We start from the raw sequence: 22,509 nt of genomic DNA, 5'->3' as shown, positions 1-22,509 counted from the left end.
CCATGGTGCAACCGCCGCACATATTTGTGGCGAACCCTTGGAGGGAGGTGGCGAATCTACCCAGTCATGGGGCCTTGTGCCTGGCGCCAAGGGCTTGGCGCAGGCGGCGAATTTCAACGAGTTTGGCGCGCATCTCGCGCTGCCCCTTGCTGTTGAGTATCAGCAGCCCGAACAGTGGAAAAACCAGCGCCAACCCATAAAGAACACGATGAGGGTCGTATTGGATCATCGGCAACACAAACAGCAGGCAAGCGACGTAGATACCGACCATCAACCATGTCCAAGAGGGTTTGCCGCGCAAAATCATAAAGTTGCTATGCACCGTCAGCAGCGTGGACACCGCCCCGGCCAGCATGATCTTGAACCCGACTTGAGCAAGGGGCACATCATCAAAATAGGTGACGAACGCCAGCGCCATGGTCAACGCCAATGAAAAATACGCCGCAAATACGCCGCCCAGAAATGTCAGAAAGTAATGCCGGAAAAAGTCCCGGAGCGTCATCAATTCGCCCATTCTTTTACTTCCTCGTACAGCCCGATCGCGATGGTATTGACGTTTCCGGAGTAGGCGCTCCCGCCGAACCCTACGACTGCGCTCAGGGCGTCCTTGATCTGGGTCGTTGTGCCGTGCTTGAGCTGCGTAGGGGTGAAACGCTTGGTGAGTTCACCCGACGCCTGCCTCAACTTGAGCATCTTCGCGGTCAAGCTGGGATGGTTGATGCTCAGCAGCTCTTTCGTCAGCCTGGCTCTTTCCTGCCGATTCAAACCGCGCAGCACATCCCGCAGGCTCTTGCCCGTCGAGGCTTTGGCGGCCCTGACCAGCTTGATCGTCGTCAGGGTCGAAGCGCCCACGCCGACCAGCGACGCTGCGTCGAGCACAATGGAAGCATTCTGGTACCAGCCTTCACTGTCGAGCCAATCGTTGACCTCGGGCTTGGCCACCTCAAGCGTCGTGCGGGCAAGGCCATTGATGCATTGCAGCGAACTCGCGCCCGCCGCCGCGTACCCTATCACCACAACGACGGAACTGGCGCCCGCACTGAACGGCACCAGGAGAGTACCGCTGGCAATCGCAGCCCAACTGATGACAGCGCCCAGACAAGAGATCCCGGTGTTCACAGCCTCGCCGATCAGCCTGGACTCTCTGGGGTTGCTCGTCACATGTTGAGCGAATTGTGTCGGTGCAACGTATTTCTGCGCCTCCCGCAGGATGATGCGCTTGGGTTGGATACTGCAAATGGGCTTGAATTCGCGCAGGGTAATGACGTTGAAGTCAGCGTCGATGTAGACAACGCCTGCGCCAACGATGCCTGGGGCGGCGTCGATGGCCGCGAACAGGCGCGGCAGGTTGATCTGGCTTTCAATACGCTGGCGCGCCATGAATTGGGAGCGGTTGGAGTCCATGCCGATGCTGAGCAGGGGGTTGCTCATGGAGGTGCTCTTCCTTGAAGGGGGTGACTGGACTGACGCTATCGGGAGCAAGCCCCCTCCCACATTTTGAATGTATTCACAGGTCAGAATGTGGGAGGGGGCTTGCTCCCGATAGCGATCCAATGCCCGCCACCTTAACAAACAGGCTCACCACCGGCCAGAAAGCAAAACGCCAGCACGAGGCTGGCGTTTTACCAACCTGGGCGGCCGGTTGGTTTACTCACGTCAGTCCAACGCGAGATCGCAGCGCGGGCCAGACTTTCTGATGAAAGCGCGAACACAGGTGGTGAATCTACCCAATTAAAGGGCTTTACGCTGGGCAACGACGGCTTGTCGCAGGCGCCGTATTTCAAGTAGCCGCTGACGCATTTCGCGATGGCGCTTGCTGTTGAGCAACAGCAACCCCAGCAGTGGGAATAACACCGCCGAGCCGTACACCAGGCGATTGAGGTCGTACTGAATCATCGGCAAGACGAACAACAGGCATGCGCCGAGGTATCCCGCCACCAGCTTGGCCGCCCAGGGATAGCCACGCGCGATCATCACGTTGCCAAACACCAGCACCGCCACCAGCAGCAGGATCGCAGCCCCGGAATAATTGGACTTGAGCGCTGGCTCTACCCCACGCAAATAGGTCACGCCCGCCGTGGAAACGGCAACTGAGCCGGAGAAGATCGCCATGAAAACAGTACCCATGAACACCGGAAAATAACGGGCGAGAAAACTGCGCATATCGGGGAAGCCGCTCATTCGGTCAAATCCTCGTACAAGCCGATCGCAATGGTGCTGGCCGTACCGACATGCCCTGTTCGATAGCTACCGGTGATGCCCAATAGGCCGCCCAGCGCATCTTTCAATTGGGTCAGGGTGGCGTGACGGATTTCGGTGGAGCTGTAGCTCTTGGTCAGCTTGCCGGCGCGCTGCTGCAGCTTGAGCAACTTGGGCGTCAGGCTCGGATCGCGCAGGCTGAGCAACTCCTTGGTCAACTTCTTGCGCTCCTGACGGCTCAGGCCCTTGAGCAGTTCATACCAACTCTTACCCAACGCGGCGGCCTTGTTGGCCTTGAGCAGCCTAATCGTGGTCAAGGCCCCCGTGCCGATACCCACCAGCGAGGCCGCATCGAGGATGGGTGAAACCGCGCCATACCATTCGGCGTCGTCCATGCGGTCGTTGGCATCTGGGTCAAGCACTTCGTTATAGGTACGCGCAACACCAAACCCGCATTGGGCGCTGCTGGCCAGCGCCGCCGTAATGCCAATGCCCACGACAAAAGCGCTGGCACCGGCTGTGAACGGAACGGCGACGCTGCCGCTGAACACCACGATCCAACCGATCACCGCTGCGCCGCAGGAAAGACCCATATCAAATGCCTCCTTCTGGAGGCGCCCTTCACGGGGGTCTGTCTTCACCTGTTCCACAAACTGGGCAGGCGAAATGTACTTCTGCGCCTCGCGTAAAATGATGCGCTTGGGCTTGATACTGCAAATCGGCTTGAATTCGCGCAGGGTAATGACGTTGAAGTCGGCGTCGATGTATACAACGCCTGCGCCAACGATGCCTGGGTCGGCGTCGATGGCCGCGAACAGGCGCGGCAGGTTGATCTGGCTTTCAATACGTTGGCGCGCCATGAACTGGGAGCGGTTGGAGTCCATGCCGATGCTGAGCAGGGGGTTGCTCATGGAGGTGCTCTTCCTTGAAGGGGGTGACTGGACTGACGCTATCGGGAGCAAGCCCCCTCCCACACTTGGATGTGTGAATACATTCAAAATGTGGGAGGGGGCTTGCTCCCGATAGCGCTTCAATGGGCGCCACCTTACCAAACAGGCTCACCACCGGCCAGAAAGCAAAACGCCAGCACGAGGCTGGCGTTCTGCATATTTAAGCTGCGATCAACGCGGCACAACCGGCTTACGCGCAGGCTTGCCGCCTTTGCCCTTCGCCGCATCGGTACGTTCCTTCGCCGCCTGCTTGTTCCGCGCCTGGGCCGCTGCCTTGGCTTGCTCACGCTTGTCCCACGGGTTGCTGCCGTCGCTGCCACGGGGTGGCAGGCCGGTGTGCTGGGTCAGGATTTTGGTGGTGGTTTCCTTGGCGACCTTATGGCTGCCGGCCGGCGTCGAGTTCTTGCGACGGGCGCTCTGGTAGCTGTCGGTGGACGGCTGGTGCAGCGGGATCAGTTGGTCCTTGCCCGGCCCAATCAGGTCGGCGCGGCCCATGCGGGTCAGCGCTTCACGCAGCATCGGCCAGCCTTTCGGGTCGTGGTAGCGCAGGAACGCCTTGTGCAGACGGCGCTGCTCTTCGCTCTTGACGATGGTCACCGCGTCGCTCTTGTAGGTGACCTTGCGCAGCGGGTTCTTGCCCGAGTGATACATCGCGGTGGCGGTGGCCATCGGCGACGGGTAGAACGCCTGCACCTGGTCGGCGCGGAAGCCGTTACCCTTGAGCCACAGGGCCAGGTTCATCATGTCTTCATCGGTGGTGCCGGGGTGGGCGGCGATGAAGTACGGGATCAGGTACTGCTCCTTACCCGCTTCCTTGGTGTACTTCTCGAACATGCGCTTGAACTTGTCATAGCTGCCGATGCCCGGTTTCATCATCTGGTTGAGCGGACCTTCCTCGGTGTGCTCCGGGGCGATCTTCAGGTAGCCACCGACGTGGTGGGTGACCAGCTCTTTCACATATTCCGGCGACTCGACGGCCAAGTCATAGCGCAGGCCGGAGGCAATCAGGATTTTCTTCACACCCGGCAACGCACGGGCGCTGCGGTACAGCTGGATCAACGACGAGTGGTCGGTGTTCAGGTTCGGGCAGATGCCGGGGAACACGCACGACGGCTTGCGGCACGCGGATTCGATTTCCGGGCTCTTGCAGGCGATGCGGTACATGTTCGCGGTCGGGCCGCCGAGGTCGGAAATCACCCCGGTAAAGCCCGGGACCTTGTCGCGGATCTCTTCGATCTCGCGAATGATCGACTCTTCGGAACGGTTCTGAATGATGCGACCTTCGTGCTCGGTGATCGAGCAGAAGGTGCAGCCGCCGAAGCAGCCACGCATGATGTTCACCGAGAAACGGATCATGTCGTAGGCCGGAATCTTCTCCTTGCCATACGCAGGGTGCGGTACGCGGGCGTACGGCATGCCGAACACGTAGTCCATTTCTTCAGTGGTCATGGGAATGGGCGGCGGGTTGAACCACACGTCTACTTCACCGTGCTTCTGCACCAGGGCGCGGGCGTTGCCTGGGTTGGTTTCCAGGTGCAATACGCGGTTGGCGTGAGCATAGAGCACCGCGTCGCCCCGGACTTTTTCCACCGAGGGCAGGCGGATCACGGTCTTGTCGCGGGTCATGCGCGGGCTTGCCAGGATCTGCACGACCTTGGCTTCTTCCGGATCGTCGACAGGGCCTTTCTCTTGCTCGATAGCGCAAGCCTGGGTGTCCTGGGTATTGACGTACGGGTTGATGATCTTGTCGACCTTGCCCGGACGGTCGATGCGCGTGGAGTCCACTTCGTACCAGCCGGCCGGGGTGTCGCGGCGAATGAACGCGGTGCCGCGCACATCGGTGATGTCTTCGATCTTGTGGCCCCACGACAGGCGCTGGGCGACTTCGACAATCGCGCGCTCGGCGTTGCCGTACAGCAGGATATCGGCAGTGGCGTCGATCAGGATCGAGTTGCGCACGCGGTCCTGCCAGTAGTCATAGTGGGCGATGCGGCGCAGGGAGGCCTCAATGCCGCCGAGCACGATCGGCACGTTCTTGTAGGCTTCCTTGCAGCGCTGGCTATACACCAGGCTGGCGCGGTCCGGGCGTTTGCCGGCCATGCCGCCTGGGGTGTAGGCGTCGTCGGAACGGATTTTTTTGTCGGCGGTGTAGCGGTTGATCATCGAATCCATGTTACCGGCCGCGACGCCGAAAAACAGGTTCGGCTCGCCGAGCTTCATGAAGTCGTCTTTGGACTGCCAGTTCGGCTGGGCAATGATCCCGACGCGAAAGCCCTGGGACTCCAGCAGCCGGCCGATGATCGCCATGCCGAACGACGGATGGTCAACGTAGGCATCACCGGTGACGATGATGATGTCGCATGAATCCCAGCCAAGCTGATCCATCTCCTCCCTGCTCATCGGCAGGAATGGCGCAGGACCGAAACATTCGGCCCAGTACTTGGGATAGTCAAATAACGGCTTGGCTGTTTGCATGACGGTGACCGGTGTTGAGATGAAAAATCGCGGGCGCGGAATATAGCACAAATTTTGACCAATTCCGACGACAGTGGTCGGCTTTTAAGCCAGAGGCTCGCGAGGCTGCAGACCACCCTCCTTTATAGGGGCGCGGGGGCTAATCTTCTAACCGTTGATCGAAAATTTCATGGGTAATCTGCGGCAGGTCAATCATCACTTCGGATGGCCTAGCCCATGAGCACCCCCTTGCCACAATCGCCCCACAGGGCATTCATCGCGTCCAGATTGCCTGCCTGGCTGACCCAGGCTTCGGCTTCGCAGCGTGCAGACTTTCGCAGTGACCTCATCAGCAGCAATCAGGCCAGGCAAGCGCTAAAGGCGCTGATGGATGAACTGCAAAGCCCCGAGGAGTTTGCCAGGCCATTGTTACGCCAAGCCCTGCGGACCGAGTTCTTCGGTTTGCAGGACGACGAAAACGCCATCCTGTCCCGCGAATGGAAAAACCATCATTTGCTGGGCCTGATCCGTAATCACGCCCGCACCACCCGGCAAACGCTGCTGGAAGCGGCCTTGCAGAATTTCGAAGCAGCGGAAGCCGAGACCGGCGGCATGGAAACTGGCACCGCCATCTATAATCCCGGCCCCACCGGCGAAGTGCTGAGCATTATTGCTGCGACACGCTTCGCCAGCGTCTGCCGCAACCTGGATATCGGTGGCCAGTACCTCGCGCATATCGATAACGTGCTTGAACCCACGCCCAACTCCGGCACGTCCCGTACCGCCGCCGAGGTCATGCAACTCTTGTCCAGTCAAGAGCAGCTTGCCTTTGGGGTCGCACTGCATATCGCCTACCTGCAGAAGGCGTTCACCACCTGGCAGTTTCTGCAGCTGCGCAGCCTCCAGACCACTGGAAATAACATCGACATACGGTGCAGCCTTTTGACCCTCCAGGATGTTGTTCTGCCCAATGTCATGGTGATTCAGGCGTCGGCGATCGGGCTGCCGATGGTTCTCTACACACCCCAGGACCCCAGCGCGGCGTTTCGCCTGCATCCAACCTGGGAGGATCTCCACCACGGCCTGGCCGAACGCCTGGAACAGCCGCAATACCTGGCTTTTTTCACTCGCCTGGTACCGCTGCAACATCAGGGAAGCCTGTTGAAGCTGGCCCCTCGACCGTCACCCAGTGCGCGCCCGAACCTGGAGAGCAGGCTCAACCTGACCCCGGTCCGTACGCATGTGTTTCAGGACATGGCTACGCAACGCATCATCCAGATCAGGAATGACGCGCGCATCCTGGCCGTGCCCACTGCCGATGCCGACCTGATGAGCCGGCAAAAGCGTCTGCAAGGCTATCTGGAACTGGGTAAGTCACTGTTGTTTTTTGCCGCGTCATTCATTCCAATCGTCGGTGAAGTGCTGTTGGCCGTCAGCGCCTTGCAGCTGCTCAATACCGTCTATGACGGCTTCGCCGCCTGGAGCCGCGGCGATAGCGAAGAGGCCTTGAATGACTTTCTCGACGCGGTGGATGACGCCGCGATGGCAGTCGCCACCGCAGGCGTGGTCAAGACCGCCGGCTTCGGTGTAAAACTGCTGAAAGTGCACGTGGCCAACAAGGGTTTGCGCCTGTGGAACCCCGACCTGACCCCCTATCGGCATCCCAAGATGCTGCCCGACGGCCTGGTCGCGGATAAGCAGGGTTTGTATAAACATGCGCAGCGGTATTACCTGAAGCTCGATGATCAGGTTCATGCCGTGCAACGGGCGCCCGATAGCCAGCAATGGCAGCTGTCCCACCCTACCGACCCCGACGCCTACGCGCCGCCCGTGCGGGGCAACTCTGTCGGCGGATGGCGCGCCGAGCATGAGACGCCCGCCGACTGGGACGACCTCAAGCTGGTCCAACGCCTGGGCCCGGACGGGGCCTCGATCAAACAACCCGCCGTTGAGCCGATCCTCCTGCTCGGCGGCATGGACAGCGCCGGCCTGCGCGAGCTCCATCAGGACATGCTGAGGCCGCCGCCGTTGCTGCGAGACACGATCAAGCACTTCAGCCTGGATCAGGAGCTCGCCGACTTCAACCTCGATCGCGCCGAAGGCACTACGGTCACACCGCAGTCCCCCTTCATCCAGTTCCACCTGGTGTGTGCATTGCCGGAATGGCCTGCGACCCGGCGGCTGAAAATCGTCGACGAACGGCAACAGGTACTGATCAGCCACGGTAGCGGCGCCAACGCGATCGAGGTGAGCGCTTCACGCTTCAGAAAAGGCGAACTGCTGCATGCACTGGAGCAGCAGATGCCGCGGGAAGAATTCAATCAATTGCTACCTGCGCTGTACATCGACTATTTCACCCCGGTCGAAAACCTTGCCTCACGCCTGCTGGAAAGCGTTCCGGCACAACGCCAGCGCCTGTTTTCGTTGCTCGATAGCCACGGCGAGGAACCCGTTAGCCAGGTTGAACAGGACCTTCGCCCAACCATGCCCGAACTGTCCAAGCGTCACCTTGAAGAAATGGAAGCCACCCTCAGCCCGCAGGAACGGCAACACCTGCACCAGGAGAAAAAACTGCCGTCAACACAAGAGTGGGAAGCCACCCAATACCGCGACGTGGCGCGCAGCGCACGCATCCACGAAGGCATTTTTCTCGATTCGCTGAGCAGTCACGAGAGCGTGCCACTGGTGTTGCACACTCTGGAACAGTTGCCAGGCTGGCCAGGCGCACGCCGCATCGAGGTGTACGAAAATGATAACAGCGGCCCGCTGCTGGGACATATTGGCAGCGAACAGGACAGTGTGCGTCACATCCTGATCCGCCAGGGCGAACAGTACGCCGTGCAGGACGCCGAGGCGACAGAGCTGCATGCACCGAGCACGCTGTTCAGCGCGCTGGAACATACGCTGACCGAGGCCGAGCGCAGCGCGCTTTTGCGTGAGTCGAATGCAGGCACGCTCAAACAAGCCATCCACCAGCATAGCCTGGCAATGATCGCCAAACCGCCGCTGCCGCCGCTCGCCAGGCTAGCCCCAACGGCGCCCGTGCAGGCCCCCGGGGTTGCGCTTGATCCACTGTTCGCCACGCAAACCGCCCCGGCAGGCCTGACGCTGCGCGCTGATGGTATCCATCAGTCAGCCCCGTTGCCCAGCGGTGGCTATCACTATTACGTCCTGGAGGGCGGGAACTACTTTCAGGTCAAAGCCGAAGGGCAGAAATGGCGACTGATCGATGCCCGCAGCCCGTTCAGGGCTTACCGGCCCTACCTGCGCGCAAAAACCTCCGGTGGCTGGGATATCGATCCGAGCAGCCAGGGGTTGATGGGTGGCATGCAAGCCGCTGCTTTGCCATCGGGAGAGCCGATGGAGCTTAGCGACGAGTTTGAGTCGGCGCACTCATCCAGCGAATATGACTCAGCAGAAGAAGGCACGGTCAACAGCCTGTATACGCCGAAGGATATGGAGACCATGCGGTCCACACGAAGCTATCAACACAGCCAGAACTATCGACGCATTTATGATCGCGCCAACAATGGCCGCTACCCCCTGCGCGATTTAACAGGTCGCCCATTGCGGATTAGAAGCATACAAATCCGCAGCAAATCGCTTACGTCCGATCAAACTTTCAGCAAGGAATTGATCCTGCCTTTTTTGCAGTGGGAAGGGTATGAACGGGTTGCACGCCTCTATGAAGACAAACTAGAAGTGACACCCTTCACTGCGGCCCACCAAAAGTGTGTGCAGGAGGCAGTGATGATCGGCGAGCAGACCGTCATAAGCAGGAAGCCGTTGATAAAAGGTGAGGCGCTCGGCGTCTATGGCGGGGAACTGGTGCCGTATTATGTGGCGGCTTATCGGCAGGATCCCTATTTGATCGACGTCAAACCTTTTGAACCCATTCCCGCTGCACCACAGCCGGTCATTTTGTCGGGTGACAACGTACTTTCGCGAATAAATACGATTTTTGAGTACGAAGCAAATCTGCCGGTCAGGCAGGCATCCACGGGCTATAACGTAGAGGTTGCGCGGTTCAACGTCACGACACAGATTGCTGAGCAACCCAGGGACAACTTTTTCCTCAGTGCATTCTTTGCCAGTGAAGATATCCCTGCCGGTACCGAGTTGCGTTGGAATTACCAATACAACGAGCCCACGGTGAGGGCGCTGTTCGGTGCGCTCCCTCAGGCAAACGCCTGAAGCCGATTACTCATCGTCATCGAAGTTGTAGCTGCCCGGCGCGAGGTTCTCAAAGCGTGTGTACTTACCGATGAACGCCAGGCGGATAAAGCCGATCGGCCCGTTACGCTGCTTGCCGATGATGATTTCGGCAATGCCCTTGTGCTCGGTCTCGGGGTGATACACCTCGTCGCGGTACACGAACATGATCACGTCGGCATCCTGCTCGATCGCTCCGGATTCACGCAAGTCGGAGTTCACCGGACGCTTGTTGGGACGTTGTTCCAGGGAACGGTTGAGCTGGGACAGCGCCACCACCGGGCAGTTGAATTCCTTGGCCAGGGCCTTGAGGGACCGGGAGATTTCGGAAATCTCGTTGGTGCGGTTGTCGCCGCTGGAACCCGGAATCTGCATCAACTGCAGGTAGTCGATCATGATCAGCGCGATGTCGCCGTGCTCACGCACCAGGCGACGGGTACGCGCGCGCATTTCGGACGGGCTGATACCGGCGGTGTCATCGATGAACAGCTTGCGGTCGTTGAGCAGGTTGACCGCCGAGGTCAGGCGCGGCCAGTCGTCATCCTCGAGCTGGCCGGAACGCACCTTGGTCTGGTCGATGCGGCCAAGGGAAGAAAGCATACGCATGATCAGCGATTCGCCTGGCATCTCGAGGGAATACACCAGCACCGCCTTGTCACTGCGCAGTACGGCGTTTTCCACAAGGTTCATTGCGAAGGTGGTCTTACCCATCGAAGGACGGCCGGCGACGATGATCAGGTCGGACGGCTGCAGGCCGCTGGTCTTTTCGTCGAGGTCGGTGTAGCCGGTGGAAATACCGGTAATCGCCGCATCGGTGTTGAACAAGGTATCGATGCGGTCGATGGCCTTGGTCAGCAGGTCGTTGACGCTGACCGGGCCGCCGGTTTTCGGGCGGGCTTCGGCGATCTGGAAGATCTGGCGCTCGGCTTCGTCGAGGATCTCGGCGGCGGTGCGGCCTTCGGGGTTGAAGGCGCTGTCGGCGATTTCGGTGCTGATGCCGATCAACTGACGCAGGGTGGCGCGCTCGCGGACGATCTGCGCATAGGCCTTGATGTTGGCGACGGACGGCGTGTTTTTCGCCAGTTCGCCGAGGTAACCCAGGCCGCCGACTTGGGAGGTCTGGCCTTCCTTGTCCAGTTGCTCGGCCAGGGTCACCACGTCGATCGGTGAGTTCTGGTCGGCCAGCTTGGCGATAGCACGGAAGATCAGGCGGTGGTCATGACGATAGAAATCCCCGTCCGAGACTTGATCCAGCACGCGTTCCCAGGCGTTGTTGTCCAGCATCAAGCCACCGAGCACGGCCTGTTCGGCCTCGATGGAATGCGGCGGCACCTTCAGGGCAGCGGTTTGCAGATCGTATTGCTCAGGAGCGGAGATTTCGTTCATGGCCACTTGGAATTTAGGGGTGTGTAGAAAAACAAAAGGCACGACCTGTAAACAGGATCGTGCCCGATGTTAACCGGCTGACACGCGAGGTGCCAGTCAGTTAGGTGCGGCTTAAGCTGCTACCACGACAACGCGTACGGTGGCTTCAACTTCGGCGTGCAGGTGCACGGCTACGTCGAATTCGCCTACGTTGCGGATGGTGCCGTTCGGCAGACGAACTTCGCTCTTCTGCACTTCAACGCCGGAGGCGGTCAGTGCATCAGCGATGTCGTGGGTGCCGATCGAACCGAACAGCTTGCCTTCGTCACCGGCGGTGGCAGTGATAGTCACTTCCAGCTCAGCCAGTTGGGCAGCGCGAGTTTCGGCCGAAGCTTTTTTGTCTGCTGCTGCTTTTTCAAGCTCGGCACGACGCTCTTCAAACGCAGCCAGGTTGGCAGCGGTTGCAGCGGTGGCTTTGCCGTATGGCAGCAGGTAGTTACGACCGTAGCCGGCCTTAACGTTCACTTTGTCGCCCAGGTTGCCCAGGTTGGCGACTTTTTCCAGAAGGATCAGTTGCATGTGAAAATCCTCTAACTTTTAACCTTCACCGTTCGCGCTATCGGCATCTTTCGACGCCAGACGTCCGCGAAAATCAATCAGGCCGTCGACAATGGCCAGAACCACGAGTAACGGATAGATCAGCTGCATGAACAGCAACAGCGTGACGTACAACCCCACCAGCCAGAACCTGGCCAGGCGCTTGCGCACAACCAGCCCATGAATCAGGGCCAGCCCGGCAAACACCAGCGGTACGCTGCAAATCGGCGCAAGCAAGGCCATCTGTGGACCGAAGTTCGGCCCGACAACCATGCACGCCAGCAGCAACATCGCCGGCCCCGCAGGAATTCTGATACTGCGAAACTCGCGACCAAAACCACCCGGGTTGTACAACAACGCCTGCCAATAACGCCCAAGAATCAGGCTCAGCACGCTGACAACCTGCAACAAAGCCGCAATCAGGCCGGTCAGGACCGGCGCAATCAGTGACGCAAACCGCGCTCGCTCATCTACCGACAACTGCTGGTAGAGATCCCCGAGGGCCAGCGGCAGGATCTTGACGATTTCCTGCGCCAGCGCCTCGATTTGCGGGCGGAAAGCCGCGCCAAGCATCACTGAGTACACCAACCCCAATGCCACGCTGACCAGCAGCGTGCGGACCCAGGACTCACTTGCGCGTAAAACCAACGCAAGGCTCGATGACCCCAGCAGTACCAGAAGTACCCGTGGATCACCCATTTGCAGCCACCAGATCAAGGCCGGCAACAAACCCAGGGCAAGAACGCCAAGAGCGTCCTTCAAACCGCGCCGCAGGAGCACAAGGCAACCTGCGGCAGCACCCAACCAATAAAGCAACGGCAATGCCGCACAGCCAGCCACTACCAGAGTGGCCTGCATACGACCGCGCATGATGAACTCAGCTAAGGCGCGCATGCATTCAATCCCTTACTACTTGTCGACTGCCCGGTCTCAGCGGCCGTGGCTGTCGGTGTAGGCCAGCAGGGCCAGGAAGCGGGCGCGCTTGATAGCGGTGGCCAGCTGACGCTGATAACGTGCTTTGGTACCGGTGATACGGCTTGGAACGATTTTGCCGGTCTCGGATACGTAGGCTTTCAGAGTGTTGAGATCTTTGTAATCGATCTCTTTCACGTCTTCAGCGGTGAAGCGGCAGAATTTACGACGACGGAAGAAACGTGCCATTTGATAGGCTCCTTAAAAGGTCCGTGGATTACTCGTCAGCGTTATCGCTGTTGTCGCTGTCATCACTATCAGCGCTATCAGCGCCTTCGTGCTCAGGACGGTCGCGACGCTCACGGCGCTCACTGCGGTTTTCTTCAGCCTTGAGCATCTCGGATTGGCCGGTAACGGCTTCTTCGCGACGGATGACCAGGTTACGGATCACTGCATCGTTGTAGCGGAAGTTGTCTTCCAGCTCGGCCAGGGCCTTGCCAGTGCACTCAACGTTCAGCATCACGTAGTGAGCCTTGTGAACATTGTTGATTGCGTAGGCCAGTTGACGACGGCCCCAATCTTCCAGACGGTGGATTTTGCCGCCGTCTTCTTCGATCAGCTTGGTGTAACGCTCAACCATGCCGCCGACTTGCTCGCTTTGATCCGGGTGGACCAAAAAGATGATTTCGTAATGACGCATGAATGCTCCTTACGGGTTGTAGCCTGCCGCTCAAAAACGGTCAGACAAGGAGTGAATGACACTTATGGATCTTGCCGCAGGGGAGGCACATGCGTGCCTGCCAGGTGGGCAAGGGGCGCAATTGTAGAGAAGGGGAAGGAGCGGCGCAAGGTGATTGGTGATTATTTGAACAATCCTTGCCGGCACCCCAAACAAATGTGGGAGGGGGCTTGCCCCCGATGCGGTGGGTCAGCCACATAATCTGTAACTGATCTACCGCTATCGGGGGCAAGCCCCCTCCCACATTTTGATCCAGGCCAGGCCTGGCTTACTTCTTGGGCTTGGCCTTCGCCTTGGCACCGCGCTGACGCTGGGCTTCGAACAGACACACGCCCGTTGCCACCGAAACGTTCAGGCTGCTGACGCTACCGGCCATCGGCAAGTGCACCAGGTAATCGCAATGCTCACGGGTCAAGCGACGCATGCCCTTGCCTTCGGCGCCCATGATCAGGATGGTCGGGCCGGTGAGGTCCTGGTCATAGATGCTGACTTCAGCCTCCCCCGCCGTGCCGACAATCCACAAGCCACGTTGCTGGAGCTTTTCCAGGGTGCGCGCCAAGTTGGTCACGGCCACCAGCGGAATCACTTCCGCCGCGCCGCAGGCCACTTTACGCACGACCGGCGTGAGGGTCGCCGACTTGTCTTTAGGCACGATCACCGCCAGCGCGCCGGCGGCATCCGCCGAACGCAGGCAGGCGCCGAAGTTGTGCGGGTCGGTCACGCCGTCCAGCACCAGCAGCAACGGCGCGCCTTCGGTACGGTCGAGCAGCTCGTCGAGCATGGCCTCGCCCCACACTTGGCTCGGGCTGACGTCGGCAACCACACCCTGGTGAACGCCTTCTACCCATACGTCCATTTCACGGCGTTCAGCCTGGCCGATGGCAATCTTGTTCTGGTTGGCCAGCTCGACCAGCGCCTGCACGCGTGGCTCGCTGCGACCTTCCGCCAACCACACTTGCTTGACGCGCTTGGGGTGGTGACGCAGCAGTGCTTCTACGGCATGCACGCCGTAGATTTTTTCCAGACTCATGGCTTGGCCTTAGGTTTGCGCGACCCGCCGCTTTTCGCGGGGGCCGAACCCGCTTTGGGCGGGCCTTTACGGTGTTTACTGGGTTTGCTCGACGGTTTTTCCGCCCCTTGGGACTTTCCCCCAGACGCCGCTTTACCACCGCTTTTGGCGTCGTTGAGCAACTGCTGCTTCAACTCGCGACTCTTGCGCAGCTCGGCATTTTTCGCCGCAGCGTCGCTCGGGCGATAGGCTTCCGGGGCCTTTTCCTTGGCCGAAGAACGACGACCAGCCTTGGCCGGCGCTGGCTCGGCGGCCGCCGCTTTCGCAGGAGCCCCTTTGCCTTTGCTGGCCGGCGCGGTGGTTTCGCCGCCACGCTTTTTGCGACCCGCAGGCTCAGCCGGCTTGTCAGGCATACCGAAGTCGATCTTGCGTTCGTCGAGGTCGACGCGCATGACCTGCACTTCCACCGTGTCACCCAGGCGGAAACTGCGCCCGGTGCGCTCGCCCGCCAAGCGGTGATGCACAGGGTCGAAGTGATAGTAGTCGCCCGGCAAGGCGGTGACGTGCACCAGACCCTCGACGTAGATGTCGGTCAGCTCGACGAACAGGCCGAAACCGGTCACGGCGGTGATCACACCCGGGAACGACTCGCCCACGCGATCCTTCATGAATTCGCACTTGAGCCAATTCACCACATCGCGGGTGGCTTCATCGGCGCGGCGCTCGCTCATGGAGCACTGCTCGCCCAACTGTTCCAGGGCCGCTTCGTCGTACGGATAGATCCGTGCCTTCGGAATGGTCATGGCGCCGGCGCGCTTGACGTGCGGGGTGTTCTGCTTGGAATGGATCACGCTGCGGATCGCGCGGTGCGTGAGCAGGTCCGGGTAACGACGGATCGGCGAAGTGAAGTGGGTGTACGCTTCGTAATTCAGGCCGAAGTGGCCCTGGTTGTCGGCGCTGTACACCGCCTGGCTCAACGAGCGCAGCATGACGGTCTGGATCACGTGATAATCCGGACGGTCCTTGATGCTGGCCAACAGAGCTTGGTAGTCCTTCGGCGTCGGGCCGTCCTTGCCTTTGTGCAGGGACAGGCCGAGCTCACCGAGGAAGGCGCGCAGTTTTTCCAGGCGCTCCGGCGGCGGGCCGTCGTGCACCCGGTACAGGGCAGGAATCTCGTGCTTTTTCAGGAATTCAGCGGTGGCCACGTTGGCGGCCAGCATGCATTCCTCGATCAACTTGTGCGCATCGTTACGCGTCGTCGGGGTGATCGCGGCGATCTTGCGCTCGGAACCGAAGACAATCCGGGTTTCCTGGGTTTCAAAATCGATCGCGCCACGCACATGACGGGCACCCAGCAACACTTTGTACAACGAGTACAGCTGCTTGAGGTGCGGCACCACGTCGGCGTACTCGGTACGCAGGGCTTTGGCTTCACTGGTCTTCGGCGTTTCCAGGATGGTGCTGACCTTGTTGTAGGTCAGGCGCGCCTGGGAATGGATCACCGCTTCGTAGAACTGGTAGTCGGTCATTTCGCCGGTTTTCGAGATGGTCATCTCGCACACCATGGCCAAACGGTCGACTTTCGGGTTCAGGGAGCACAGGCCGTTGGACAGCTGCTCGGGCAGCATCGGGATCACGCGCTCAGGGAAGTACACGGAGTTGCCGCGCACCTGGGCTTCGTTATCCAGGGCCGAACCGATCTTCACGTAGCTGGACACGTCGGCAATCGCGACGTACAACTTCCAGCCGCCGGAGAACAGGCGCAGTTTGCCAGGCTTGGCTTCGCAGTAGACCGCATCGTCGAAGTCGCGGGCGTCTTCGCCGTCGATGGTGACGAACGGCAGATGGCGCAAGTCGATGCGCTTCTCTTTGTCCTTGTCTTCAACTTCCGGCTTGAGCTTGGCGGCTTCCTTGAGCACAGCGTCGGGCCAGACGTGAGGAATATCGTAGGTGCGCAGCGCGACGTCGATTTCCATGCCCGGCGCCATGTAGTTACCGACCACTTCAACGATATCGCCCTGGGGCTGGAAGCGCGCAGTTGGCCAGTGGGTGATTTTCACCTCGACGAACTGGCCAACCTTGGCGGCGCCATTGCGGCCCGGGGTGATCAGCACTTCCTGCTGGACCTTCGGGTTATCCGGCACGACGAAGCCGATACCGCCTTCTTCGAAGTAACGGCCGACGATGGACTCGTGGGCACGGGACACCACTTCGACGATCACGCCTTCACGACGACCACGACGGTCCAGGCCGGAAACACGCGCGAGGGCACGGTCGCCGTCGAACACCAGGCGCATTTGCGCGGGGCTCATGAACAGGTCGTCGCTGCCGTCATCCGGGATCAGGAAGCCGAAGCCGTCCCGGTGGCCGGCGATGCGGCCGAGGATCAGGTCGAGCTTGTCGACAGGCGCATAGGTGCCACGGCGGGTATAGATCAGCTGAGCGTCGCGCTCCATCGCACGCAAACGGCGGCGCAGGGCTTCGAGCTGGTCTTCGGTGGTCAGACCGAATTCTTCAACCAGCTGCTCACGGCTAGCAGGCGAACCACGATCGGCGAGGTGCGCCAGGATCAGTTCGCGGCTAGGAATAGGGTTTTCATATTTTTCCGCTTCACGAGCGGCCTCGGGATCGAGGGACTGCCAATCGGCCATTAGAGAGTTTTCACCTTGTCTATATGCGGGTTAGTTTGGCATACGCGTATTGAAACGGGAAATTTCAGGCATCAACAAGTGTTTAAAAGCCCTTTGTAGCCCACCAACGCATACCTTGCACGACCACTGAGGGAATTTTCCAGGCTTTTTTCATACCAGGGGTTTACAGCTGAAAAAGGGCTCCGTATAGTGCGCGCCATCGACGACGGCAACGTTGTTGATGCTGCCCAGGTGGTGAAATTGGTAGACACGCCAGCTTCAGGTGCTGGTGATCGCAAGGTCGTGGAAGTTCGAGTCTTCTCCTGGGCACCAAATTCAGATCAAACCCGCGAAAGCGGGTTTTTTCGTTTCAGGCCTTTGATTCTTAACGTAAAACCTGATTTATTTTTTCGAATCAGGGGTTTACAGATCAAAAAGCCCGCCGTATAGTTCGCCCCATCAACAGCGGCAACGTTGCTTGATAATGCCCAGGTGGTGAAATTGGTAGACACGCCAGCTTCAGGTGCTGGTGATCGCAAGGTCGTGGAAGTTCGAGTCTTCTCCTGGGCACCAAATTCAGATCAAACCCGCGAAAGCGGGTTTTTTCGTTTCTGGGGTTTAAAACTTGGTGATCGGGGCTGCTCATGCGCACTTGAGAAGGTTTATCGTTTATCCTTGTAAGAATTTGTAGCTTACAAGTGAGGAAAACCCCGGATGATGATCCGCGATACCCGTCTCAAGACCTCCCTTCTGCGTGGCCTGACCATCACTCTGCTCGGCCTGACCCTGCTCTCGCCCGCCGCCCATAGCGCCGAAAAGATCTCCCTGACCCTGTACAACGGCCAGCACAAGGAAGTCGGCGATGAGCTCGCCAAAGCCTTCGAAGCCAAGACCGGCATTCACGTCAATGTCCGCAAAGGCAGCAGCAATCAACTGGCCAGCCAAATCGTCGAAGAAGGCGACCGCTCGCCTGCCGACGTGATCTACACCGAAGAATCACCGCCGCTGAACAAGTTGGGCGAGCAAGGCCTGCTGGCCAGGATCGACGCCAGCACCCTCGATGTATTGCCCAAGGGCTACGTCGGCAGTAACAGTGACTGGATGGGCGTGACCGCACGCACCCGCGTCGTCGCTTTCAATCCCAAGCTGATTGCCGAAAAAGACCTGCCCAAATCGGTGCTGGATTTCGCCGGTCCCGAGTGGCAAGGCAAGGTTGGCTTCGTGCCCACCAGCGGTGCGTTCCAGGAACAGGCGGTGGCGATCATCAAGCTGCACGGGCGTGAAGCCGCAGAAGAATGGCTGACCGGCCTGCGCGCATTCGGCAAGGTGTACAGCAACAATATGGTTGCGCTCAAAGCCGTGGAAAACGGCGAAGTGGCTACGGTACTGGTGAACAACTATTACTGGTTTGCCCTGAAAAAAGAGAAAACCAACCTCGACTCCCAATTGCACTACTTCACCGACGGCGATGCGGGCGGTCTGATTACCGTGTCTTCGGCTGCAGCGCTGAAATCCAGCAAACACCCCAAGGAAGCCCAGCAACTGCTGGCGTTCATGGCGAGTGAAGAAGGCCAGCGCGTGATCACCAACACCTCGGCTGAGTATCCGCTGCGCAAAGGCATGCAGTCCAATCGTGGCCTCAAGCCTTTCAACGAACTGCAGCCGCCGAAAGTCACCCCCGCCGACCTGGGCAATGCCGAAGAGGCCCTGGACCTGGAACGTGACGTTGGCTTGAACTGATGAACCCATCGCTCAGCGCCGCAGGTTTTCGCCCCCGGCGCAAACGCCCTTCGATCTGGCTGCTGTTGCCGGTGCTGTTGCTGGTTGGCCTGAGCCTGTTGCCGCTGGCCTATGTCGGGCTCAAGACCTGGCAGGCCGGTTGGGCGCAGGCGGTGCATCTGCTGTGGCGACCTTATGTCTTCGGGCTGCTGCGCAACACCCTGGCGCTGATGGTGGGCGTGACGGTGGTGTGCGGCGTGGTCGGCCTGTCCCTGGCCTGGTTGCTGGAGCGCAGCAACCTGCCTGGGCGACGCCTCTGGGGGGTGGTCCTGTGTCTACCGTTTGCGGTGCCGGCGTTTGTCAGCAGCTTCACCTGGGTGTCGCTGAGCGCCGACTTCGAAGGCCTCGGCGGCGCGATCCTGGTGATGAGCCTGTCCAAATACCCGCTGGTGTTTCTGCCGGTGGCCGCGACACTGCGCAATCTTGATCCCGCCCTGGAAGAATCGGCGCGTACCCTGGGCCTGAACCGCTGGGGCGTATTCCGGCGCATCACCTTGCCGCTGCTGTGGCCCTCGCTGGTGGCCGGCGCGCTGCTGATTGCGCTGCACATGCTGGTGGAGTTCGGCGCTTTGTCGATCATCGGCTTGCAGACCTTCACGACCGCGATCTATCAGCAATTCGAGCTGGAGTTCAGCAACGCCAATGCGGCGATGCTCTCGGCGGTGCTGCTGGCGATGTGCCTGACCCTGTTGTGGCTGGAGCTGCGCATGCGTGGCAAGGGCCGCCATGTGCGTATCGGCCAGGGCGCGGCGCGGCATGCCGAACAGGTGAAATTGGGCAAGTGGGCGCCGCTCGGTCAGCTGTATTGCCTGGCGCTGGCAGTCATCGGCAGCGGCATTCCGCTGGGGATGCTGGGCTATTGGCTGGCCGTGGGCTCATCGGCGGCGTTTCCGGTGGCCGAGATCAGTGAAGCGTTGTTATCGTCCCTGGCGCTTTCCCTGGGTGGCGCAGCGGTGTGCCTGGCGTTGGCGGTGCCGGTGGGATTGCTGGTGGTGCGCTATAAAGGCCGACTGGCGATCTGGGCTGAACGCCTGCCCTACCTGCTGCACGCCCTGCCCGGCCTGGTGATTGCACTGACCCTGGTGTATTTCGCCCTGCATTACGTGCCGGCGCTGTATCAAACGTCGGCGCTGCTGCTGATCGCCTACGCGCTGTTATTTCTGCCGCTGGCCCAGGCGCCAATACGCACGGCGTTGAACAAGGCCGCTCCCCAGCTGGAAGAGGCAGCGCGGACGCTGGGGGCATCGCCCTTCAGTGCGTTTTGCCGGGTGACACTGCCGATTATCTTCCCGGCACTGGGCGCGGCGTTTGCCCTGGTGTTTCTGGATGCGATGAAGGAATTGACGGCGACCTTGCTGCTGAGTCCGACCGGGCTGAATACCTTGGCGACTGCCGTGTGGGCGCATACGTCGAATGTGGAGTTTGCGGCGGCGGCGCCTTATGCGGCGTTGTTGATCCTGGTGTCGGGGTTGCCGGTTTATCTGCTGACGACGCGGATGTATCTGAGTCGCTGAGACCGCTATCGGGGGCAAGCCCCCTCCCACATTTTGAATGCATTTCAACCTGTGGGAGGGGGCTTGCCCCCGATAGCGCCAGTCCAGGCGACGCTAAGCCCTGAACTGCCCCAGACTCGCCTTCAACTGCGCCGCCAACCCGTCCAGCACCTTGCCACTGGCCGTGGTTTCCACCACCGCCTGCGCAGCACGCTCGGCCTGGGCGTGGATCACCTCGACGCGCCCACGCACCGCATGCGCGCCCTGGGCCTGATGCTCGGCCGCGCGGGTCGCCAGGCCGATTGCCGCATGCACCTGCTCCACCGAAGCCTGCACCGTCTGCTGCAAACGTACGCTCTCGCGCAGTACCAGCAAGCCCTCACTGGCCTGGCGCCCGGCTTTGCCGATGGTGTCCACCGCCTCACGCGCGCCCTGTTGCAACGCCACGATATGCGCCTGGATATCACCGGTGGAGCTTTGGGTTTTACTGGCCAGTGCGCGCACTTCGTCTGCAACCACCGCAAAACCGCGCCCCGTTTCACCGGCGCGCGCCGCTTCGATGGCGGCGTTCAGGGCGAGCAGGTTGGTTTGCTCGGCGATCCCATGGATCACCGTCAGCACCACTTCAATCTGCTCACTCTGTTGGGCCAGGCGCTCAATGACCTGGGACCCCGCCTGCACCTGCCCCGCCAACGCTTCGATCAAACTGCCAACTTCGGCCGACGTGCGTGAGTTCTCATCCGTCGCGTGGCGAATCTCCACCACCTGTTGCAGCGCCGCCTGCATGGCATGGCTTTCGGCCTGGGCCTCATCGGCCATTTGCGACAGTGCGCGCAGGCTCTCGGCGACTTCATCACGCTGCAAACCGGCAGCCTTGTCGGCGCCGGCATTGCGCAAGGTCATCGCACCGATTTCCACACCGGTGCGCTGGGCCACCTCCCCCGCTTCGCGCACGATGGGCTGCAACTTATCCACAAAGCGATTGACCGCCGAAGCCATGTCGCCGATCTCATCCTTGCTGCTGATTTGCACCCGCTTGGTAAGGTCGCCCTCGCCCGCCGCCAAATCATCCATGGCAGCGATCAGCAGCTTCAAGCGGTTGACGACGCGGCGACCGAGCACGATGGCGATCAGCAGTAATACGCCAAGACCGACCAGCGCCAAGCCCATGCCGATGCGCCAACGCAGGGTGCCGGCAGCCTCTTGAACCGCGCTGGTGGTGTTGGCGGTCATCTGGGTGGCCGTGGCTTGCGCCGATTGCAGGCGCGCGCCCATGGCGGCGGCGCTATCGGCCGCTGCGCCTTTGAGGCTGTCACCGACCAGTTGATCACCGCTGGCAATCAGCGCGGCAAAACGCTTGTCCAGTGCTTGCAGATCGGCCTCGACCGACGCGGTGGAAACCCCCATGCGGACCTTGCCGATCTCCACGCCGTTGGGGCTGATCGAGGCTTCGACGTAATACACCGCAGGATCAGTCTTGGCCGCGTCCAACACTTTATCCAGGGCCCGCTCCCCCGCGCCCTTTGCCAACAGGGCCTGGTTGATCGGGTTTTCACGGTTCAGGTAACGGGTCAGGTGCTCGCCCGCCGCGTCGTCATACACCACGAACAACACGTTGGGATTGCGCTGCGCTCGCCGGGCGAACTCCGACAAGGTCGGCACATCGCTGTCCCACATGGCTCGCGGCGCCACCGACGCCAGCAACTGCGCCATGTCATTGGCAGAGTCCTGCAGATCTTTTTCCAGGGTCGCACGCAATTGCTTCTGCTCTTGCTGAAGGCGCGTGGAAAGCCCTGCGGTCAGGCGCTGACGGGTGCTGGTGGACAAACTGTCCAGGCTGGACGTGACTTCCTTGCCGGCCTGGGCCAATTCGCCGGATAGTTTCTGGCTGTCGATGCCCAGGCGATTACCCAAATCTGCCTCCAGGGCGGTGACAGTGCTCCGCGTCAGCGCGACGGCGACCAGCACTTGCACCATAAGAGCGATACCTAGGGTAACGAACACTGGCCGCAACAGACGACTTTGTAACAACGAGAGAACGGCAGACACTGGGAATCCCTCCACCACGGGTGCCATTAAATTGATAGCACCTCGGAAAGAAGGAAACACAGCAAGGGTCGTGCCGCTTGCCAGACACAAACGACAAAGGGCTCCCGAAGGAGCCCTTTGC

General features: G+C 60.3%; 16 protein-coding genes and 2 tRNA genes. 5 read left to right on the top strand and 13 right to left on the bottom strand.

What is annotated here, in order from left to right:
* Positions 1–64: 64 nt before the first annotated feature.
* The 5 genes from C4J90_RS02805 to C4J90_RS02785 all read right to left on the bottom strand — a co-directional run bounded on the left by C4J90_RS02805 (position 65) and on the right by C4J90_RS02785 (position 5,624).
* The gene (locus C4J90_RS02805) at positions 65–514 is read right to left on the bottom strand and encodes a hypothetical protein (RefSeq protein ID WP_124419164.1); all 450 of its coding nucleotides are present in this window, start codon (positions 512–514) and stop codon (positions 65–67) included.
* Positions 502–1,431 carry an NAD synthetase gene (locus C4J90_RS02800; protein ID WP_124419163.1) on the bottom strand — a complete coding sequence of 310 codons (930 nt, stop codon included), beginning with the start codon at positions 1,429–1,431 and terminating at the stop codon, positions 502–504. Before C4J90_RS02800 ends, C4J90_RS02805 begins: the two co-directional genes overlap by 13 nt.
* A 300-nt stretch (positions 1,432–1,731) precedes the next feature.
* Positions 1,732–2,181 (bottom strand): hypothetical protein, encoded by a 450-nt coding sequence (locus C4J90_RS02795; protein ID WP_124413690.1) that lies wholly within the window; start codon positions 2,179–2,181, stop codon positions 1,732–1,734.
* A complete protein-coding gene (locus tag C4J90_RS02790; protein ID WP_124419162.1) occupies positions 2,178–3,110 on the bottom strand; it encodes an NAD synthetase in 933 nt (310 codons plus the stop codon). Before C4J90_RS02790 ends, C4J90_RS02795 begins: the two co-directional genes overlap by 4 nt.
* Positions 3,111–3,320: 210 nt before the next feature.
* Entirely contained in the window at positions 3,321–5,624 is a 2,304-nt protein-coding gene (locus tag C4J90_RS02785; protein ID WP_012721927.1) for a YgiQ family radical SAM protein, read from the bottom strand.
* Between the two features lie 216 nt (positions 5,625–5,840).
* On the opposite strand from C4J90_RS02785, the gene C4J90_RS02780 reads away from it, so the two are divergent.
* The gene (locus C4J90_RS02780) at positions 5,841–9,797 is read left to right on the top strand and encodes a dermonecrotic toxin domain-containing protein (RefSeq protein WP_124419161.1); all 3,957 of its coding nucleotides are present in this window, start codon (positions 5,841–5,843) and stop codon (positions 9,795–9,797) included.
* A gap of 6 nt (positions 9,798–9,803) precedes the next feature.
* Here C4J90_RS02780 and dnaB read toward each other — a convergent pair whose 3' ends face one another.
* From dnaB to rnr, 7 genes are all read right to left on the bottom strand, one after another.
* A complete protein-coding gene (gene dnaB / locus C4J90_RS02775; protein ID WP_003188079.1) occupies positions 9,804–11,201 on the bottom strand; it encodes a replicative DNA helicase in 1,398 nt (465 codons plus the stop codon).
* Positions 11,202–11,312: 111 nt separating this feature from the next.
* Positions 11,313–11,759: a 50S ribosomal protein L9 gene (rplI, locus tag C4J90_RS02770; RefSeq protein ID WP_003171376.1), complete on the bottom strand. Its 447-nt coding sequence runs from the start codon at positions 11,757–11,759 to the stop codon at positions 11,313–11,315.
* A gap of 18 nt (positions 11,760–11,777) precedes the next feature.
* Positions 11,778–12,671, bottom strand: coding sequence for a hypothetical protein (locus C4J90_RS02765; RefSeq protein ID WP_124419160.1), 894 nt, complete (start codon positions 12,669–12,671; stop codon positions 11,778–11,780).
* Positions 12,672–12,707: 36 nt separating this feature from the next.
* Positions 12,708–12,938, bottom strand: a complete 231-nt coding sequence (gene rpsR / locus C4J90_RS02760; RefSeq protein ID WP_002551829.1) for a 30S ribosomal protein S18 — start codon at positions 12,936–12,938, stop codon at positions 12,708–12,710.
* 28 nt (positions 12,939–12,966) lie between these two features.
* Positions 12,967–13,389, bottom strand: coding sequence for a 30S ribosomal protein S6 (gene rpsF / locus C4J90_RS02755; RefSeq protein WP_003236224.1), 423 nt, complete (start codon positions 13,387–13,389; stop codon positions 12,967–12,969).
* A gap of 307 nt (positions 13,390–13,696) precedes the next feature.
* Complete coding sequence (rlmB, locus tag C4J90_RS02750; RefSeq protein ID WP_124419159.1) at positions 13,697–14,458, bottom strand: 23S rRNA (guanosine(2251)-2'-O)-methyltransferase RlmB; 762 nt, start codon at positions 14,456–14,458, stop codon at positions 13,697–13,699.
* Entirely contained in the window at positions 14,455–17,088 is a 2,634-nt protein-coding gene (gene rnr / locus C4J90_RS02745) for a ribonuclease R (protein WP_124419158.1), read from the bottom strand. Before rnr ends, rlmB begins: the two co-directional genes overlap by 4 nt.
* A 225-nt stretch (positions 17,089–17,313) precedes the next feature.
* Here rnr and C4J90_RS02740 point away from each other — a divergent pair.
* The 4 genes from C4J90_RS02740 to C4J90_RS02725 all read left to right on the top strand — a co-directional run bounded on the left by C4J90_RS02740 (position 17,314) and on the right by C4J90_RS02725 (position 20,360).
* Positions 17,314–17,400, top strand: a tRNA-Leu gene (locus C4J90_RS02740).
* A gap of 153 nt (positions 17,401–17,553) precedes the next feature.
* Positions 17,554–17,640 (top strand) — tRNA-Leu (locus C4J90_RS02735).
* A gap of 141 nt (positions 17,641–17,781) precedes the next feature.
* On the top strand, positions 17,782–18,807 hold the full coding sequence (locus C4J90_RS02730) for an iron ABC transporter substrate-binding protein (protein ID WP_124419157.1): 1,026 nt from the start codon (positions 17,782–17,784) through the stop codon (positions 18,805–18,807).
* Complete coding sequence (locus tag C4J90_RS02725; protein ID WP_124361028.1) at positions 18,807–20,360, top strand: iron ABC transporter permease; 1,554 nt, start codon at positions 18,807–18,809, stop codon at positions 20,358–20,360. Before C4J90_RS02730 ends, C4J90_RS02725 begins: the two co-directional genes overlap by 1 nt.
* A 93-nt stretch (positions 20,361–20,453) precedes the next feature.
* Here C4J90_RS02725 and C4J90_RS02720 read toward each other — a convergent pair whose 3' ends face one another.
* Positions 20,454–22,388 (bottom strand): methyl-accepting chemotaxis protein, encoded by a 1,935-nt coding sequence (locus tag C4J90_RS02720; protein WP_124419156.1) that lies wholly within the window; start codon positions 22,386–22,388, stop codon positions 20,454–20,456.
* Positions 22,389–22,509: the final 121 nt, after the last annotated feature.

It is taken from the genome of Pseudomonas sp. R2-60-08W (assembly GCF_003852335.1).
In the GTDB taxonomy this organism is placed as follows: domain Bacteria; phylum Pseudomonadota; class Gammaproteobacteria; order Pseudomonadales; family Pseudomonadaceae; genus Aquipseudomonas.
The sequence above is the reverse complement of the archived record's forward strand: the minus strand, read 5'-3'. Positions and strand labels throughout refer to the sequence as shown.